An 18,629-nucleotide genomic window follows, 5' to 3' on the forward strand; every position below is an offset into this window, starting at 1 on the left:
TTCTAGCTATTCTTTGTACGGTTAATCATATCATGTAATTCTTTCATAAAGACATTAATATCTTTAAATTGTCGATAAACTGAAGCAAAACGAACATAAGCGACTTCGTCTACTTCAGCTAAACGGTCCATAATATGTTCTCCTATATCTTGACTTAAGATCTCTGAATTACCTTGATCTCTTAAATCTTTCTCTACTTCAAAAGCGACTTGTTCAATCTGTTCTAATGAAACTGGGCGTTTTTCACAAGCTTTTATTAAGCCTCGCTTTAATTTCTCACGATTAAATTCTTCTCTTGTCCCTTCTTTCTTAACGACAATAAGTGGAATCTCCTCGACACGTTCAAATGTAGTAAAACGATACTGACAATCATCACACTCACGACGACGCCTAATTGATTTGCCTTGGTCAATTGGCCTTGAGTCTAATACTTTTGTCGTTTTAGCGTCGCAATTTGGGCATTTCATATATTAGCCACCTCAACGTTTATTTCAATTTACTATTCTACCTATTATAACAAAAAGTTCATTAATTTTAGTTGATTCTACCTAATTTTATTATAAAGAAAAACAGAAGGAATCGCCAAGGCATATAGGAAATTTACAATTATTACGTATAGAACAAAAAATGACCCCGGAATAAACCGGGATCATTTCACTCACTATTTTAGATTGTATTATTGATGAACGTATAGCTGATTGCCAACAAATTTCACTAAGTCCACAACACGGCATGAGTAGCCCCACTCATTATCATACCATGCTAAAACTTTCACTTTACGATCGTCCATTACAATCGTTGATAATCCATCAACAATTGAGGAATATGGTGAAGTCGTATAATCGATGGAAACGAGCGGATCATTGTTAATCGATAAATACCCTTCTAATTCTCCATTCATTGCATCGTAAAACGCTTGGTTGACTTCTTCTTCTGTTACATCTTTCTCAACATCAACAACTAAATCGACTAATGAAACATTCGGAGTAGGAACTCTTAGAGCCATACCGTGTAACTTACCAGTTAAGCTTGGTAACACTTCATTAATTGCTTTTGCTGCACCTGTTGATGTCGGAATAATTGATTGTGTACACCCACGAGCTCTTCTTAAATCCTTATGAGGATTATCTAAGTTTTGTTGATCATTTGTAAATGCGTGTACAGTCGTCATTAAACCGTTTTCAATTCCGAAGTTTTCATGAAGCACCTTAGCTACTGGTGCTAAACAGTTAGTCGTGCACGATGCATTCGAAATGACATGATGTTCTTCTGGATCATATGATTCTTCATTAACACCCATTACAATCGTTTGGTCAGCTGGCTTTCCTGGGGCAGTAAGTACTACTTTTTTAGCGCCTGCCTTAATATGTGCTGCTGCTTTGTCACTTGAGTTAAACACGCCTGTTGCTTCTACAACAATATCAACATTTAACTCATCCCAAGGCAACTCAGCAGGATTTCGGCTAGAAACTTTCACGATTCTTTTTCCGTCTATCACAAGTTCATCATCTATGACCTCAACAGAACCGTCATAAGCTCCGTGTACTGAATCATACTTAATTAAATGAGCTAATGTCTCTGAAGGATAGCTAGCGTTAATTGCTACAATTTCTACTTTCTCGTCTTTCATCGCACGGCGAAACACCATTCTACCGATACGTCCAAAACCGTTTATTGCAATTTTTGTTACACTCATTTAAAAGCCCCCTCATCGCTTTATGTTATACTTTTTTATCTTTATTTAAGATTAGTATAACACATTAAAAATAAAATGTGAGGGCAATTTATAAAAATTTAAACAAAAAATTATGTGTTAATTTCTATACCCCATTGCTTTAATATAGCCTTTAATTGCTCTTCACTTTCTTCAACTGAACCACCATTATTCACAATTGCATCAGCACGATCTCGCTTTTCTGTAATTGGAATTTGTGAATTTATCCGTTCTAATGCTTTATCTGCCGATACTTCATCACGTTTAGTTAAGCGGTCCAACTGAATGTCTGGATCTACATAAACGACCAATACTTGATCAACGTAATGAAATAATTCGCTTTCGAATAGTAACGGTATATCCATTACAACTAACGGTTCTTTATTTACGACATACTGATCGCGTTTTTGTAACATTCTCTTACGTATTTGTGGGTGCATAATATTATTTAGTTTTTTCCGTTCTGCCTCATCTTTAAAGACAATGTTACCTAACGCTTCACGGTTTAAGGCTCCATCTTCATGTAAAACTTGCCTACCAAATGTGGCAACGATTTGTTCATAGGCTTCTTCACCTACTTGAACAACTTCTCTTGAGATTTTGTCTGCATCTATGACTGGAACGCCCCATTGTACAAACATGTTTGATATGGTTGATTTTCCTGTTGCAATGCTTCCTGTTAATCCTACTACTAATGTCATAGTTCAACGCCTACCTTATAAAATTCCAGATTCCTAAACTTATTAGTATTAATCCTGGTATAAATGAAAGTGGGTGTACCCAAGTGAAACGATGCATCCATTTTCCTAATCCAATTCCACACATTAAGAAAAACATTGATGAAAAACCAACAACGATTGCGACAGCTAATGCAGGGATCTCAAAAAAAGCAGCACCTATACCACTTGCAAATGAATCTAACGATAATGCAATAGCGACAACGACTGCTTCCATTCCACTAATGGAGCCAGACTTGTCGCGGTCAGCAACTTGTGGTCGTTTCAAAATTTCCCATATTGTTCGGATGTTTAATGTCATTTCTTGAACCCGGTAATAGTATTTCACCTTTTCCTTTTGGTCTTGTAACCATTGCCACAGCACCCAAGAACCAATCGCAATAAAGATCAACCCACCTAAAATATGAGAAATAAACGGCATGATGAACATGACAAGTTCACCGATCCATCCGCCTAATAAAAAACTACACGCTGTAAATACACCTATCATTAACACCGCATACGGTTTTACAGTAATCGATCTAACTCGATATGTTAAACCGAAAAAGAAACTATCAAAACTCACAGCAAAACTTAGCAACAACGTCAGGAGTATTAAATCAAGCAACAGTAAAAGCTCCTTCCATAAGGGTTCAGAATATCTTATGAAAAGAGCTTATATACTGTGTTTAATCACCAACCACTTGACATGTTGGACAAAAGTGGGTTCCTCTTCCACCTACTTTTGTTTTCACGATAGGACTTAGGCATACTACACAAGGCTCTCCTGTTTGATCATAGACAGCTAATTCCAATTGAAACATCCCAATTTCACCGAGTGAATTTAAATAAGACCTAATTGATGTTCCACCTTTTTCAACTGCTCGACTTAAAACTTCTACAATCGCCTTTTGAAGATTGTAACATTCTTCACGATTAATTGATGAAGCTACTCTTTCAGGATGGATTTGACTTTTAAACAAAGCTTCATCAACATATATATTGCCTAAACCTGTTACAATCGTTTGATCTAACAAAGTAGGCTTAATAAGACGAGTTGTTTTTTGAAGTTTTTCGTAAAGATAGTCGACTGTAAATTCTTCACTAAAAGGCTCTAAACCTAACTTATTAATCGGCGGTGTATTAAATTCTGTTTTTACAGGTTTTAAATGCATCGTTCCAAACTTACGTACGTCTTTATACCTTAATTCTTGCCCGTCGTCTAACTTAAAGATTACATGTGTATGGGTATCTACTTCATCTGATTCGTTAAACACTCCATATTTACCTTCCATACGTAAATGGGAGATTAACACATCTTCATCTAAATAAAACAATAAAAACTTACCTAAACGTTTAATAGATCGAAACGTTTGGCCTTTAATTTGAAATTTAAATCGTTCCACATCTTCTGGTTCTTTAATAATTCCAGGGTAGCGTATATCGATATCTGCAATTGACTTCCCGGTGACAATAGGTTCTAATGTTTTTCTTACTGTTTCGACTTCTGGTAGTTCTGGCATGTCTCGTTTACCCCTTTTTATTTCGCATCATACCACGTGTTGCCATAAGAACTATCAACTAACAGTGGGACAGATAGTTCGATTGTTTGTTCCATAGCTTCTTTAACTAACTTTTGTAGTGCTTCGACATCTGATTTCTTCACTTCGAAAATTAATTCGTCATGAACTTGAAGGATCATCGTTGCGCTCAAGTTCGTACCTTCCATACTATGAACAACATCAAGCATTGCTTGTTTAATAATATCTGCTGCACTACCTTGAATAGGTGAATTCATTGCAGTACGTTCAGCAAAGCTGCGACGATTAAAGTTACGACTGTTAATTTCAGGTAAATAACGGCGACGGTTCATAATGGTTTCAACGTAACCATCTCGTTTAGCTTGTGTCACAATATCGTCCATGTAAGCTTTAACACCAGGGTAGCTTTCAAAATATTTATTAATAAATTGCTCAGCTTCTTTACGTGTGATTCCTAAGCTCTGACTTAATCCATAATCGCTAATGCCATAAACAATGCCGAAATTAACCGCTTTTGCTTGTCGTCGCATTAAATCATTGATTTCATCGTCTTTAACATCAAATACGTCCATCGCGGTTTGCGTATGAATATCTTTACCTTCATTGAATGCTTGTACAAGTTTTTCATCTTTAGCAATATGAGCTAATACACGTAACTCAATTTGTGAATAGTCTGCAGCTAAAATGACCGAATCTTCTTCAGAAGGTACAAAGGCTTGTCTAATTCGACGTCCTTCTTCTAATCGAATCGGAATGTTTTGCAAGTTAGGTTCAACTGAACTAAGACGACCTGTTTGAGTTAACACTTGATTAAATCGGGTATGAATTTTATGTGTACCTTCATGAACAACTTTCTGTAAACCTTCCAAATAAGTCGATTGAAGCTTAGAAAGCTGACGGTAGTGTAAAATTTGTTCAACGATCTCATGTTCATGTTGTAGCTTTTCTAATATGTCAGCTGAAGTTGAATAACCTGTTTTAGTTTTCTTAATAACAGGAAGCTCTAAGTCTTCAAATAGAACTTTCCCTAACTGTTTTGGTGAATTAATATTAAATTCACTACCTGCTAAGTTATGGATTTTCGCTTCAATATCTGATAAACGATTGCTAAGATCCTTTTGCATTGAATCTAAACGGTCGACATCAACTTTTACGCCTGTATGTTCCATTTCTGCTAATACAGCTGATAAAGGCATTTCTAATTCGTAATAAAGATTTTCTTGTTCATTCTGTTTTAGCTCGTCTTTTAGAAGGTCGTTTAGTTTAAAACCGACTAAGCCTTTACGCACTATATGCTCTTGATAAACTTCTTCATTAGGTAGTTGTTGTTTTGCACCTTTACCGTACACTTCTTCATCATAAGACACTTCTGTAAGCCCGTAACTATGAGCAATAGATGAAAGGTCGCCATCGTGGCTAGCAGGGTTTACGATATATGCAGCTAGTTGCAAGTCAAATGTAATACCTTTAACTTCAACCCCTCGCCATTTTAATGCGACTAATAATTGTTTTTTATTAAACACTGTTTTAGGCGATTGCTCATCTTCTAGCCAATTAATAAATGTTTGGTCTTCTAACAAGTCAGTTGGAATATAGTAATTACCTTTTTCGTTAACTAAGCTACATCCAACAATATTACTGTTGTGATAATTATCATCTAACATTTCAACGTAAAGAATATTATGGGAGTCATCTACGAGTGATAGGTCAAACTCACTTGCTACTTCAAAATCGATCTCATCATACTCTTGTTCTGAGTCTTCCCCTTCAACTTGCCCCATTAATGATTGAAACCCGTAAGCTTTAAAAGCTGATACTAGTTCACGTGATTGATAACCTTCATACTTTAAGTCTTCAAGTGAGATTTCCACTGGAGAGCTTTGGTTAATAGTTACAAGCTCTTTACTCATTAATGCTTCATCTTGATTATTAATTAAGTTTTCTTTTAACTTTTTACCACTTACATCATCAATATTTTCATATATGTTCTCTAACGTGCCGAACTGTTTAAGCAACTTAACTGCTGTCTTTTCACCAACACCAGGTACACCTGGAATATTATCTGATTGATCACCCATTAAAGCTTTCAAATCAATAATTTGCTCTTTTGAAATCCCCATCTTTTCCTCGATCGATTCAGGGGTGAAATGGTCAATCTCAGAGATACCTTTTCTTGTTAAAGATACAGTAGTATGGTTTGAAGCGAGCTGTAATAAGTCCTTATCACCTGAATAAACGATCGTCTTTTGACCTTGACCGTCCGCTTCTTTAACCATAGTTCCGATAATATCATCCGCTTCATATTGATCAAGTTCATAATACTTAACACCGAAAGCATCTAAAAGCTCTCGCATAATAGGAAACTGTTCTGATAGCTCTGGTGGTGTTTTTTGTCGACCACCTTTGTATTCTTTATATGTTTCATGTCTAAAAGTGGTTTTACCCGCATCGAATGCGACTAAAATGTGAGAAGGATCGTGGTCCTCTAATACTTTTAACATCATTTTCGTAAATCCAAACACTGCATTCGTATGCACACCTTGATCATTACTTAATAAAGGTAAAGCAAAGAACGAACGATACAAAATACTATTACCGTCGATTAATACTAATTCTTTTGACACGTTCAAACACCTCTTTATCTCCTGTTGTAACTATTATAACAAATGATTAGTTTATTTTTGTGGAAGAGTAACTTTTATTGTTGTTCCTTCCTCTTCACGGCTTTCAATCTGAATTTGACCATCATGTGCTTCTGTAATGTGTCTTACAATGGACAGTCCAAGACCCGTGCCTCCTGAATGTCTACTTCTTGCTTTATCAACACGATAGAAACGTTCAAAGATTCGATTGTGGAATTTCTCTGCTATGCCAATCCCATTATCTTGTACTTCAATTAAAACATTGTCACCGTCTTTTTCAATCGTTAACGTAATATCTCCGCCTTCATTTGTGTATTGAATTGAATTAGAGATTAAATTCAATGCTAGCTGATACAAACGGTAATAATCAGCATGAATCTGTAAATCACCTTCTACATTGAAAACTAAGTTTAGCGATTTTTCTTCAGCTGGTTGGTCTACAATAGCTTTTATATCATTAACTAATTTAGACGCTGTAAATGTGGATAATTTTAATTCATACTCATCCTTTTCTAATACAGACAAATCTAATAAGTCCTGGACGAGAATGTTTAAACGTTTACTTTCTTTCTTCATAATCTTTAAAAATTGTTTCTGTTTATCTTCATCAATCGAATCATCTTCTAATAGTGTTTCAGCAAAGCCTTGAATCGATGTTATAGGAGTTCGTAATTCATGAGATACGTTAGCTACGAAATCTTTTCTAACTCGCTCAAGCCTCTTTAAATCAGTGATATCGTGTGAAACGACTACAACACCACGAGCCTGATGACTTTCTTGATCTTTAATAGGGGCCACAAACACTTCAATAAAACGTCCATCTTTCAATTCAATTGATTGATGTTGTTTTGTTTCAGTAAAGATTGCTTCTTGAATTACTCCATTTAACTCGTCTTGCTCAACTACTTCGTAATAGATTTCACCAATAAATGGTGTTTTTTCAATCGAGAACTGTTGTAAAAATGATTCATTCACAAGACGGGTAACACCTTTTTCATTAATTAGAAGCGCACCACTTTCCATATTATTAACAACTGTTTTCAATCTTGAGTTCTGGTTTTCATACTTTGACGTAATATACTCCAAATAACGTCCCAATCGATTAATTGATTGGCTTAAGCTAGCAGCAATACCGTATGGTGCATCATGGATACGGGCTTGATAATTACCATCTACTAATTCTTTTGAAGTCTCAGTTGCTTTTATTACTGGTTTAACATAACTATCATATAAGCGGTTTCCGAAACTCCATAGCAATACAGTTGCAAATAATGAGAAGAAAAATACTCCCCACCAAATGGTCGTGCTTAAAGCTGCTAATGGTAACCGTTCAGTCGCTATAGTTAGAAACTCACCATCTTCTAATTGATAGGTCGTGATAAGACGATCTTCAATAAGTTCTATTTCACCAACATACTCTAAGTTACCTCTTAAGTGGCGTAATACATTAAGTTCTGTTGTATTAAAAGTATGTAGAAGTTGTTCCTCTACTTCAGATTCATAAAACAAATCGACATTAAATTGTTCATGATAAAATACTAAGTCATGTTGGAAAGCTTCAATTGATGTCATTTCTAATTGATCAGAAATATATTCACCGTTAGATTGCAACTGCCCTTCATATGAACTAATAACATAATGTTTGGCGATTTGATTAAAAATCGCTCCAATAACTACAATAAATAAAATACTTAATATGATATATAAAATAATCGTTCTTTTTTCAATAATATTTTTCATGTTAATCCCTCAATTTTGTACCCGACACCTCTTACTGTTTTAATTAACGTCGGTTTTTTAGGGTCATCTTCTAGTTTTTCACGAAGATGACTAATATGAACATCGACAATTCGTGTATCACCAATATAGTCGAAATCCCAAATATCTCTTAGCAGTACTTCTCGTTTTACAGGCTTTCCAATTTGTTTAGCTAAATACAGCAGCAATTCAAACTCCTTACGTGTGAAGCTTACATGTTCACCTTGTTTATAAACCTCATAATAATCTTCATGAATTTCTACATCTTGTATATTAATAACTTTTCTACTCTCCGTTTGAACCCGATTTAACCTTCTTAAAACAGCTTGAATACGAGCAACTAATTCTTTAGGGCTAAAAGGCTTTGTAAGATAATCATCTGCTCCAACATTTAATCCTTTAATTTTATCGGCTTCTTCTCCTTTTGCTGTTAACATAATAACTGGAGTATCATCTTGATTTAATCTCATCGTTTCACATACTTTAATGCCACTTAATTTAGGTAGCATTAAATCAAGGACGACTAAATCATAAGAATTATTATATAAACTTTGAATAGCACTTTCACCATCATGAACGATTGTCGTCATGTATCCTTCTTGATTTAAATGATGATCTATTAACGTAGTAATGGATTCTTCATCATCAACGATTAAAACTTTTGTTGTCATTTTATACAGCCCCTAAAAGATCATTAAGTTTTTGTATGTATTCCATACTTTCATAATATAAAACTGTTGTAAACAATGAAAACATCATGCTTATATTTTTAGGTTAATATAAGTAATTCGTTATAACAGTGCAAAAATCCTTTCTTAAACATATAAGTAGCGTATTCACATGGCTATGCAATAATTATATGTCTAATGCTTATTCAAATAAAACAAAACACAGCCTGTCTGACTGTGTTTTGTTTATACTTAAGTAAAGTACTCAAATTTAGCTGTTGGGAAATGCCTCTGTAAGTACTCTTGCATTTTATTTTTCATTTCCTCTTGCTCTTCGTCTTTGTAAACAAATTTACTAATACCGTATTTACCAAACTTCTTCTTACGTTTTGTCTCATCTAGTTCTAACTTTGTCATCGGATAATTTTGTTCAATTGTTCTTTTAGCAGGCTGTGTGAAGCGATGCTGAATAAATTCAAAAGTTAGATCCTTTCTCGCAAACTCAGGAATTTGGTTATCCAACTTCTCAAACATCTCTGCGTAACCTTCTCTCCATCCATCATGAAGGTATATCGGAGCAACGATAAAGCCTAATGGATAATCAGCCTCTGCAATTTTCCGAGCCGCTTCAAGGCGCTCATCCAATTTTGAAGTACCAGGCTCAAAATATTTTATAACGTAATCATCGTTAATACTAAATCGAAATCTTGTTTTTCCATTATGTTTGGCATCTAACAAGTGGTCAACGTGCGCGAACTTCGTTACAAAACGTAATTTTCCATACTCTGATTCACCAAAATGTTCTATGGCATACTTCAATGAATGAGTTAAATGGTCTATACCAACAATGTCAGATGTACATGAAGCTTCAAAACGAGTAAATTCCGGTGCTCTTTCAGCCATATATTTGTCTGCTTGTTCCAACACTTCTTCAACATTGACATATGTTCGAATATACGGCTTACTTCCCATAGTCGTCTGTAAATAACAATAATGACAATGCCCCATACACCCTGTAGCAAGTGGGATTGCATACTCAGCAGACGGTTTAGATGTATCAAACTTTAACGTTTTCCTCAAACCGACGACTAAAGTCGATTTAGCCATTCGATACTTTTGAAAATGGTTATCTCCTGGCAAGTTACGTACTTGGTTATGTGACGTCGTCTCACGAATCTCTATATCCATATCTTGAAAACGGTCTATTAATTTCTTTCCTAAAGGGTACTCCATTGCCTTTGGTTCGACGTATACTAACTCTGGCATAAATGGTTTAACCATACAAGTTACCATCTTCCCCAAAGTGATAATTGTAAGCACGCATCGCCTCTACTTCTGTTGGAAAAACTGCAATTTCTTCGTCTAATGGATAATAAGTATCGTACATAAATAAACTTAATTCTCCAGGTTGATCTGGATTCTCTACTACAGCTGCTTCTTGAACTTGTGCGACATCTTGAGCATGAGGATTTCGATATAAAACATAGACAACATCGCCAGGTTCAAAATTATGGTTTTGCTCAAAGTACATTATAGCTCCACCTTTCACTTCATTTAACATTAGTATGAGACTAAACTACAAAAAAATTATATGAAATATTTTCTTAAAACTAGACATTTACTATAAGCCATTCTATAGAAAAACTATAAGATATAGTAAAAGGTAAAAAGGAGGGGGAGGATATGATCTGGGGTCATCGACTCGATCATCACCACCATGGACGACACCATCACAGAAGACACCACCACGACCACCATCATGGTGATCACCATGGTCATCATGGCGACCACCACCATAAACCAAAATGTTGCTGTAAATGTAAATGTACATGTCAGATAGAATTTGTTTGCAAGCCAAAACCTAAGCCAAGATGTTGTGAATTATTATCCAATACTTGTTTCATAAAAAGACACTGTATTTGCGGAAGACCTTTATATTAATATTAATTAGATATCAACTTCATAATAGAAAAAAGCGATAGACCGACCGTTATTTACGGTTAGTCTATCGCTTTATGATTAAATTAGAAGTTACTTTTAAGCTTCTGTATTGGCTAATACTTGCATGACATTTTTAACAGAGTCAGCTGATTTGTCTAGCTGCTGTTTTTCTTCTTCTGTTAAATCTAGTTCAAGAATTTCCTCAATTCCATTTCCGCCTAAAATTGTTGGTACACCTAAGTACATATCATGGTAACCATATTCACCTTCTAGATATGCAATGGACGGTAAAATACGACGTTGGTCTTTCAATATTGCTTCAACCATTTCCGTTATTGACGCAGCTGGTGCGTAATAAGCTGAACCATTGCCTAACAATCCAACAATTTCACCGCCACCTTTACGTGTACGTTCAACGATTGCATCTAGACGGTCTTTGGAAATTAATTTCTCTAGTGGAATACCTCCGGCGAATGAATAACGTAGCATTGGTACCATATCATCACCATGACCACCAAGTACGAACCCTGTTACATCTTTAACAGAGACATTTAGCTCTTGTGCAACAAATGTACGGAAACGTGCCGTATCTAATACCCCAGATTGACCGATGACGCGACTTTTCGGTAGACCTGATTCTTTAAACACAGAATAAGTCATTGCATCGACTGGGTTCGTTAATACGATTATGAAACAATCTGGTGAGTACTTCACAATTTGTTGTGTCACCTGTTTCATAATATTAGAGTTTGTTGCAACTAAATCATCACGACTCATACCAGGCTTCCTTGCGATACCGGCTGTAATGACTACTACATCGGAGTTAGCTGTCTCTTCATAATTTGAAGTACCTACAATGTTTGAATCAAACCCTTGTACCGGACTAGCTTCTAACATATCGAGTGCTTTACCTTTCGTCGGATCCTCCATATCTGGAATATCCACTAACACTACGTCAGCTAGTTCTTTTTGAGCGGTCATCAGTGCTGTTGTCGCCCCTGTAAAACCAGCGCCAATAACTGATACTTTCTTACGTTTAATCGTCATTGCACTCCTCCTCAATATTCCACTATAAGATTTGTATTAGTCCATGTTCTTGATTAGTTCATCAGCGAACTCAGAACATTTAACTTCTCTTGCACCATCCATTAGACGAGCGAAGTCGTACGTTACAACTTTGCTTGCAATTGTTTTATCCATCGCTTTGTGGATTAGCTCACTAGCTTCTCTCCAACCTAAGTGATCTAACATTAGCGTACCAGATAAAATAACTGAAGATGGGTTAACTTTATCTTGACCAGCATACTTCGGTGCAGTACCATGAGTAGCTTCAAAAATAGCATGACCAGACTCGTAGTTAATATTCGCACCTGGTGCAATACCGATTCCACCAACTTGTGCAGCTAGTGCATCTGAGATATAGTCACCATTTAAGTTCATTGTCGCAACTACATCAAACTCTTTTGGACGAGTTAAGATTTGTTGTAGGAAAATATCAGCAATCGCATCTTTAACAACAATCTTACCTGCGTCAACAGCTTCTTTTTCAGCTTGATCTGCTGCGTCACGGCCTTTTTCTTCAGTAATTTGGTCATACTCTTTCCAAGTGAATACTTTATCGCCGTATTCACGTTCAGCTAAGTCATAACCCCATGCTTTAAATGAACCTTCAGTAAACTTCATAATGTTACCTTTGTGTACTAGAGTAACGCTCTGTTTACCTTCATTTAATGCATATTCAATTGCAGAACGAACTAGACGTTCAGTACCTTCTTTTGATACAGGCTTAATACCGATACCAGAAGTTTCAGGGAAGCGGATTTTGTCTACTCCCATTTCATTACGGATAAAGTCAATAACTTTACCTACTTCTTCAGTACCCTCTTGCCATTCAATACCTGCATAAATATCCTCTGTGTTTTCACGGAAAATTTGCATATCTACATCTTCAGGACGCTTAACTGGAGATGGTACACCGCTAAAGTGGCGTACTGGACGTAAGCAAGTGAATAAATCTAACTCTTGACGTAAAGCAACGTTTAGTGAACGGATTCCTCCACCAATTGGCGTTGTTAGAGGTCCTTTAATTGCGATTTTGTAATCACGGATTGTTTCTAAAGTTTCCTCTGGTAACCATTCGCCTGTTTTGTCATAAGCTTTTTGACCAGCTAATACTTCTGTCCATTCAATTCCTTTTTCACCGTTGTAAGCTTTCTCTACTGCTGCTTCTAATACTCGAGACGCTGCTGCCCAAATGTCAGGACCTGTACCGTCTCCTTCGATAAATGGGATAATTGCTTGATTTGGAACGTTCATTTGTCCGTTTTCTACTGTGATTTTTTCACCTTGTGTCAATTTCAAAACCTCCTATTATGTTCTAGAGCCATTATATATTAAAGGAATGAACAACACAAAAGCCGGTTTCCCGGCTTTTGGAATTCATTATCTTTCTTCTAAAGAGACAAACTGCTGTTTACCTGGTCCAACGTACTCTGCACGAGGACGGATTAGACGGTTATCTGAGTACTGCTCTAAAATGTGAGCTAACCAACCTGATACACGACTTACAGCAAAGATTGGTGTAAATAAATCATGATCAATGCCTAAGCTGTGGTATACAGACGCTGAATAGAAGTCAACGTTTGCAGGTAAACCTTTCTCTTCTTTAATAAAGTCTTCAATTTTAACTGACATGTTGTACCACTTAGTCTCACCAGTGATTTCAGTTAATTGACGAGACATTTCTCTTAAGTGTTTCGCACGAGGATCACCATTTTCATAAACACGGTGGCCCATACCCATAATTTTCTCTTTGTTTGCAAACTTCTCTTTAATATATGGGATTGCGTTCTCTTCTTCGCCAATCTCTGAAAGCATCTGCATAACGCGCTCGTTAGCTCCACCGTGAAGTGGCCCTTTTAGAGCACCAATTGCTGCTGTTACACCTGAATACACATCAGATAATGTTGCCACACATACACGTGAAGTGAATGTTGATGCGTTTAATTCGTGGTCAGCATGCAATACTAGCGCTTTATTAAAAGCTTCTTCTTCAATTGCTTCTGGTTCTTTACCATTTAGCATGTATAAGAAGTTACCTGCGAAGCTTAAATCTTTCTTTGGTGCTACAGGTTCTTTACCATTACGAATACGTGCAAATGCTGTAGCGATTGTTGAGATCTTAGCTTGTAAACGAAGTGCTTTACGACGGTTAGCGTCTTCATTCATTTCATCCGCTTCATCGTCGTATAACCCTAACATAGAAACTGCTGTTCTAAGTGCAGCCATTGGGTGTACAGAATCTAAGTTATAAGATTTCAAATGATCAATAATTCCTTGAGGAACTTCCATTTCGTTAGCGATTTCTTGTTTAAAAGCGTCTAACTCTTCTTTAGTCGGTAGCTTTAAATTCCAAAGTAAATAAACTACTTCTTCAAAGCTACAGTTTTCAGTTAAATCATCAATGTCATAACCAACGTAAGTTAGCTTGTCATCGATGATCGAGCTAATAGATGATTGTGTTGCAACGATACCTTCAAGACCTTTAGTGCTAGACATACAATCTCTCCTTCTCTAAAAAATAATGAAAACATTAGTGTGTATGTATACACTTCTATTTACATAGCTATTATTATACATCTCAAAGACCATTATAAACAAAATTCTGTAGAAGTGAAACTATTTCGCTATACAAAATTCATAAATATCAACAATCCTGCATAACTGTTAATATATATTCCCTTAGAATGTGTATTTAAACATCTCGTCATTTATGAAAAGAACTTCATAACACCATCAACTAATTGCATGACTAAATAAGCAATTCCTGCACCGATGACAGGTCCAACAGCGATTCCTTGAAATAAGACAACCCCTAAAATAGTACCGGCTATTAATGCGGCTGTTAAATGGGGATCACTTGCCATAAGATCAACCCCATCTTTGGCAACATAAGCTACGAACGCACCAGCAGCAATTGCAATCCATGCATAGTATGATTTCATACTTTCAAAAAGATCTGAAAAGCCAATTTCTCCATTTGCTATTGGGACTAATACAGCAATTGTAATGACAATAACACCTATAAAAATACCTTTTGACTCAAATAACGGTAATATACGATCTTCTAAACTTAACAATTTTATCCCTAACAATATGTATACAGCGATTAATATAGCTTGATTTTTTGCGATAAAACCTAACGCTAAAAGGACAAGTAAAAATAAAGTCGAAGATGACAACACAACAATACCAACCTTTGCTATTTTATTTCTATGATTAATCCATATAAAAGTCGAGCGTCTGTTTAGGAGTTATAATATGGAATTAAATTACCCTAATTTAATTAAACTGCTTACCTTCACAATTGGGTTCGTCACAGTTATGTACTTTGGTTTTTATTACTTATTTCCGATCTTATTAAGTGTCATACTAGCTTTCCTCATAAACCCTCTCGTTAATTTTGTACAAGCTTATTTAAGAAATAGAGCTTTATCTGTTCTTTTTGTATTATGCTTTTTCTTTATTAGTTTTATTTCGATTATTTCATTAAGTATCGTAGAGTTCATTCATCTACTCCAACACTTAACCATGACTACACCTGTCATACTCGAAGATTTGTTCAGACAAGTCGAACAGTATACGACACAAACTGTTGAACAAGTATATCAAACGATTGAAAACTTCGCCTCAACTATTCATCCAGAATCTAGCCAATTAATGAAAAACTTACTATCCGATACGACTAACTCTATGAAAGAGGTAAGTAAAGATTGGTTAATTAATTTGTTACAATCGGCGATGAACCAATTAACTTACATTATACAAGGGGGCTATATTTTATTTTTCGTTTTAATCGGTACTTACTTCTTAAGTAAAGATGGTCCAAAATGGTTTAGAAATATACTAGAGCATATGCCTGAACGCACGTTTTCGATCTATTCGAAAACAAAGTCGGAAATTACTTACTTAATAAAAAAATATTTATTTGCACAGTTTTTATTAATCGTTATTACCGGTCTTATTGTCTATGCGGGTTTACTATTCTTTTCTGTCGAACATGCATTAGCTATAGCTTTTGTTGCTATGTTTTTAGACTTAATCCCTCTCGTTGGTGTTAGTGGGTTATTTATTCCATGGCTTATTTACTTATTTATGACTGATCAATTTACGCTAACTGTTCAGCTCAGCTTATTGTTAATTGTGATCATTATAACTCGTAATTTATTAGAGCCGAAACTGATTGGTGCTCAGCTAGGCACTCACCCGTTCTTTGTATTAATACTACTATTCATATTAATAAGTACATTTGGTATTTTAGGTATATTTTTAAGTCCAATTATTATGATTATCATAGTCGCTCTCATGCGGGCTAACCTTTTGACACACGTAAAAAATTATATTGTGAAGTAAGACAAAGTAAAGGAGTACACAAACATGCGTTCATGTACTCCTCGATATTACCTTCTAATAACGGTGACAGTTCCCTTCTTAATCATCGCATAGACAACACCTTGTGCCCATTTCTTCATAGGTCGTCTCGTTACAGGGATCAATAACATAAAGCCGAAAGCATCTGTTAAGAACCCTGGAGTAAACAAGACGACAGCACCTAATAAAATGGCCACACCGTCAAAGATTTCTTCTTTCGGTGCTCGTCCATTCGCCATTTCTAACCTGGCACGATTAAGTGTTTCAACTCCTTGTTGCTTAGCCAATATAGCTCCTAAAAATCCTGTTGTAATAATACCTAACAACACAAACCAAATATTTAATATATTACCTAACCATACGAATAACGCAATCTCAATAGCTGAGACGACAATAATTAACACAAATAATAAACGAAACATAATTGGCTCCTTTCGAGCTAGTCACCATTGGCTTACAGGACAGATGTACGTCCTTGATAAATATTTCCGTTCGTTGGATCAATCGTAATCTCTTCCCCATTTTCTATTAATTTCATAGCGCCAGATACACCGACAATTACTGGTTTACCTACATTGATCCCAACGACAGCTGCATGGCTCGTTAACCCGCCTTCTTCTGTAACGATTCCACTTGATCTTTCAATATAATTCATCATTTCTTTATCCGTACCATGAGCAACTAAAATATCTCCGTCATTGAAATTTTTCTCAAGCTCTTCTAAGTTTGTAGCATGAACTGCTTTTCCTACAGAACCAACTTTTCCAATACCTTGACCTTTAGCTACAATATTGCCGACAACATGGACTTTTATTAAGTTAGTTGTACCACTTTCACCTACAGGTACTCCTGCCGTGATGACAATCCTGTCTCCATGTTGGAAAAGCTCAGAATCTAGACCTTTTTCTACTGCTAGAGCCAACATTTCATCAGTAGAAGAAACTTGGTCACCTTTCATTGCATGAACACCCCATACTAGTGAAAGCTGACGATTAACATAACCTTTGGACGTAACCGCTACAATGTTCGCTTTTGGTCGATATTTTGATACGTTACGAGCTGTATTTCCACTTTCAGTTGGAGTTACAATAGCTTTAACACTTAAGTCTTCAGCTAGGTTTGCAACTGAGTGACTAATCGCATCAGTAATGCTCATGTCACCTTGTTCTAAGTAAGCATTAACGGACACTTGTTCTTCAATTGAATTTTCAGTGTAAACAGCAATGTTATTCATCGTTTTTACCGCTTCGACTGGGTAATCACCAGCTGCTGTTTCACCTGAAAGCATAATGGCATCTGTTCCATCAAAGATCGCATTCGCAACATCACTCGCTTCTGCACGAGTAGGTCGAGGGTTTCGTTGCATTGAATCTAACATTTGAGTTGCTGTAATTACTGGCTTCCCTGCTACATTACATTGATAAATTAAATCTTTTTGTACTAGCGGTACTTCTTCTGCCGGTATTTCTACACCTAAGTCACCACGTGCAACCATTAAACCATCACTTACTTTGATGATGTGCTCAATGTTTTCTACACCTTCGCGGTTCTCAATTTTAGGGACAATTTGAATATGATCTGCTTGATGTTTCTCTAACAGCTCACGTATTTCTAACACATCAGAAGGACGTCTTACAAATGAGGCTGCAATAAAGTCAATATCTTCTTCAATACCGAACAAGATGTCATTTGCATCCTTATCCGTAATACCAGGTAAATTAACGCTCACATTTGGGACGTTTACACCTTTTTTGTTTTTGATTATGCCTGTATTCATAACTTTCGTTTCGATTTCATTTTTACCTTGATCGACAGAAATGACATCTAAGCCAATTAGACCATCATCTAAAAGAATTGTATTTCCTGGACCAACGTCTTCGATTAAGCCTGGATAAGTGACTGAGAATCGCTCAGCAGTTCCCTCTACTTCATCCATTGATAAGTACACCGTTGAACCTTCTTGAAGTTCCACTTCTTCTTCTGCAAAAGTACCTGTTCTAATCTCCGGCCCTTTCGTATCTAAAAGAATTCCGACAGTAGCATTCATTTCTTCTGCTGCTTGGCGGATATTTTTTATTCTAGCACGATGTTCGTCGAAATCACCATGAGAGAAATTTAACCTCGCGACATTCATCCCCGCACTGATGAGTTGTTTTAAAGTGTCAATTGACTCTGATGCTGGGCCTATTGTGCATACTATCTTTGTTTTTTTCATATGT

Annotated in this window: 18 protein-coding genes; 1 reads left to right on the forward strand and 17 read right to left on the reverse strand. The window is 36.1% G+C overall.

The genetic code is table 11. The features are described from left to right. Positions 1-2: 2 nt before the first annotated feature. The 15 genes from nrdR to AHA02nite_RS08235 form a co-directional block, all read right to left on the reverse strand. Positions 3-467, reverse strand: a complete 465-nt coding sequence (gene nrdR, locus AHA02nite_RS08165; RefSeq protein ID WP_017187430.1) for a transcriptional regulator NrdR — start codon at positions 465-467, stop codon at positions 3-5. A gap of 209 nt (positions 468-676) precedes the next feature. After that, positions 677-1,696: a glyceraldehyde-3-phosphate dehydrogenase gene (locus AHA02nite_RS08170; protein WP_146816184.1), complete on the reverse strand. Its 1,020-nt coding sequence runs from the start codon at positions 1,694-1,696 to the stop codon at positions 677-679. A gap of 110 nt (positions 1,697-1,806) precedes the next feature. Next, positions 1,807-2,415, reverse strand: a complete 609-nt coding sequence (gene coaE, locus AHA02nite_RS08175; protein ID WP_146816186.1) for a dephospho-CoA kinase — start codon at positions 2,413-2,415, stop codon at positions 1,807-1,809. 10 nt (positions 2,416-2,425) lie between these two features. After that, complete coding sequence (gene ytaF, locus AHA02nite_RS08180) at positions 2,426-3,058, reverse strand: sporulation membrane protein YtaF (RefSeq protein ID WP_170236023.1); 633 nt, start codon at positions 3,056-3,058, stop codon at positions 2,426-2,428. A 61-nt stretch (positions 3,059-3,119) separates the two neighbouring features. Beyond that, positions 3,120-3,953 (reverse strand): DNA-formamidopyrimidine glycosylase, encoded by an 834-nt coding sequence (gene mutM, locus AHA02nite_RS08185; RefSeq protein ID WP_146816190.1) that lies wholly within the window; start codon positions 3,951-3,953, stop codon positions 3,120-3,122. A gap of 17 nt (positions 3,954-3,970) precedes the next feature. After that, positions 3,971-6,595 (reverse strand): DNA polymerase I, encoded by a 2,625-nt coding sequence (gene polA / locus AHA02nite_RS08190; protein WP_146816192.1) that lies wholly within the window; start codon positions 6,593-6,595, stop codon positions 3,971-3,973. Between the two features lie 51 nt (positions 6,596-6,646). After that, positions 6,647-8,353 carry a two-component system histidine kinase PnpS gene (pnpS, locus tag AHA02nite_RS08195; RefSeq protein ID WP_146816194.1) on the reverse strand — a complete coding sequence of 569 codons (1,707 nt, stop codon included), beginning with the start codon at positions 8,351-8,353 and terminating at the stop codon, positions 6,647-6,649. Next, complete coding sequence (locus AHA02nite_RS08200) at positions 8,350-9,042, reverse strand: response regulator transcription factor (RefSeq protein ID WP_146816196.1); 693 nt, start codon at positions 9,040-9,042, stop codon at positions 8,350-8,352. The genes pnpS and AHA02nite_RS08200 overlap by 4 nt, the downstream gene beginning before the upstream one ends. A 249-nt stretch (positions 9,043-9,291) precedes the next feature. After that, a complete protein-coding gene (gene splB / locus AHA02nite_RS08205; RefSeq protein ID WP_146816197.1) occupies positions 9,292-10,320 on the reverse strand; it encodes a spore photoproduct lyase in 1,029 nt (342 codons plus the stop codon). Then, the gene (locus AHA02nite_RS08210; RefSeq protein WP_146816199.1) at positions 10,313-10,570 is read right to left on the reverse strand and encodes a transcriptional regulator SplA domain-containing protein; all 258 of its coding nucleotides are present in this window, start codon (positions 10,568-10,570) and stop codon (positions 10,313-10,315) included. Before AHA02nite_RS08210 ends, splB begins: the two co-directional genes overlap by 8 nt. A gap of 102 nt (positions 10,571-10,672) precedes the next feature. Beyond that, positions 10,673-10,897, reverse strand: a complete 225-nt coding sequence (locus AHA02nite_RS15115; protein WP_218025410.1) for a hypothetical protein — start codon at positions 10,895-10,897, stop codon at positions 10,673-10,675. A gap of 179 nt (positions 10,898-11,076) precedes the next feature. After that, complete coding sequence (gene mdh, locus AHA02nite_RS08220; RefSeq protein ID WP_146816203.1) at positions 11,077-12,027, reverse strand: malate dehydrogenase; 951 nt, start codon at positions 12,025-12,027, stop codon at positions 11,077-11,079. 36 nt (positions 12,028-12,063) lie between these two features. Further along, entirely contained in the window at positions 12,064-13,335 is a 1,272-nt protein-coding gene (gene icd / locus AHA02nite_RS08225) for an NADP-dependent isocitrate dehydrogenase (RefSeq protein ID WP_146816204.1), read from the reverse strand. An 87-nt stretch (positions 13,336-13,422) separates the two neighbouring features. Next, entirely contained in the window at positions 13,423-14,538 is a 1,116-nt protein-coding gene (gene citZ / locus AHA02nite_RS08230) for a citrate synthase (RefSeq protein ID WP_146816206.1), read from the reverse strand. A gap of 212 nt (positions 14,539-14,750) precedes the next feature. Next, positions 14,751-15,221: a DUF441 domain-containing protein gene (locus tag AHA02nite_RS08235; protein ID WP_407642734.1), complete on the reverse strand. Its 471-nt coding sequence runs from the start codon at positions 15,219-15,221 to the stop codon at positions 14,751-14,753. A gap of 79 nt (positions 15,222-15,300) precedes the next feature. On the opposite strand from AHA02nite_RS08235, the gene ytvI reads away from it, so the two are divergent. Continuing rightward, positions 15,301-16,392, forward strand: a complete 1,092-nt coding sequence (gene ytvI, locus AHA02nite_RS08240; RefSeq protein WP_146816210.1) for a sporulation integral membrane protein YtvI — start codon at positions 15,301-15,303, stop codon at positions 16,390-16,392. A gap of 47 nt (positions 16,393-16,439) precedes the next feature. On the opposite strand, the gene AHA02nite_RS08245 is transcribed toward ytvI, so the two are convergent. Then, positions 16,440-16,832 carry an FxsA family protein gene (locus AHA02nite_RS08245; protein WP_146816212.1) on the reverse strand — a complete coding sequence of 131 codons (393 nt, stop codon included), beginning with the start codon at positions 16,830-16,832 and terminating at the stop codon, positions 16,440-16,442. Positions 16,833-16,864: 32 nt separating this feature from the next. After that, positions 16,865-18,625 (reverse strand): pyruvate kinase, encoded by a 1,761-nt coding sequence (gene pyk, locus AHA02nite_RS08250; RefSeq protein ID WP_146816214.1) that lies wholly within the window; start codon positions 18,623-18,625, stop codon positions 16,865-16,867. Positions 18,626-18,629 lie beyond the last annotated feature (4 nt).

The organism is Alkalibacillus haloalkaliphilus (genome assembly GCF_007991275.1).
In the GTDB taxonomy this organism is placed as follows: Bacteria; Bacillota; Bacilli; order Bacillales; family Alkalibacillaceae; genus Alkalibacillus; species Alkalibacillus haloalkaliphilus.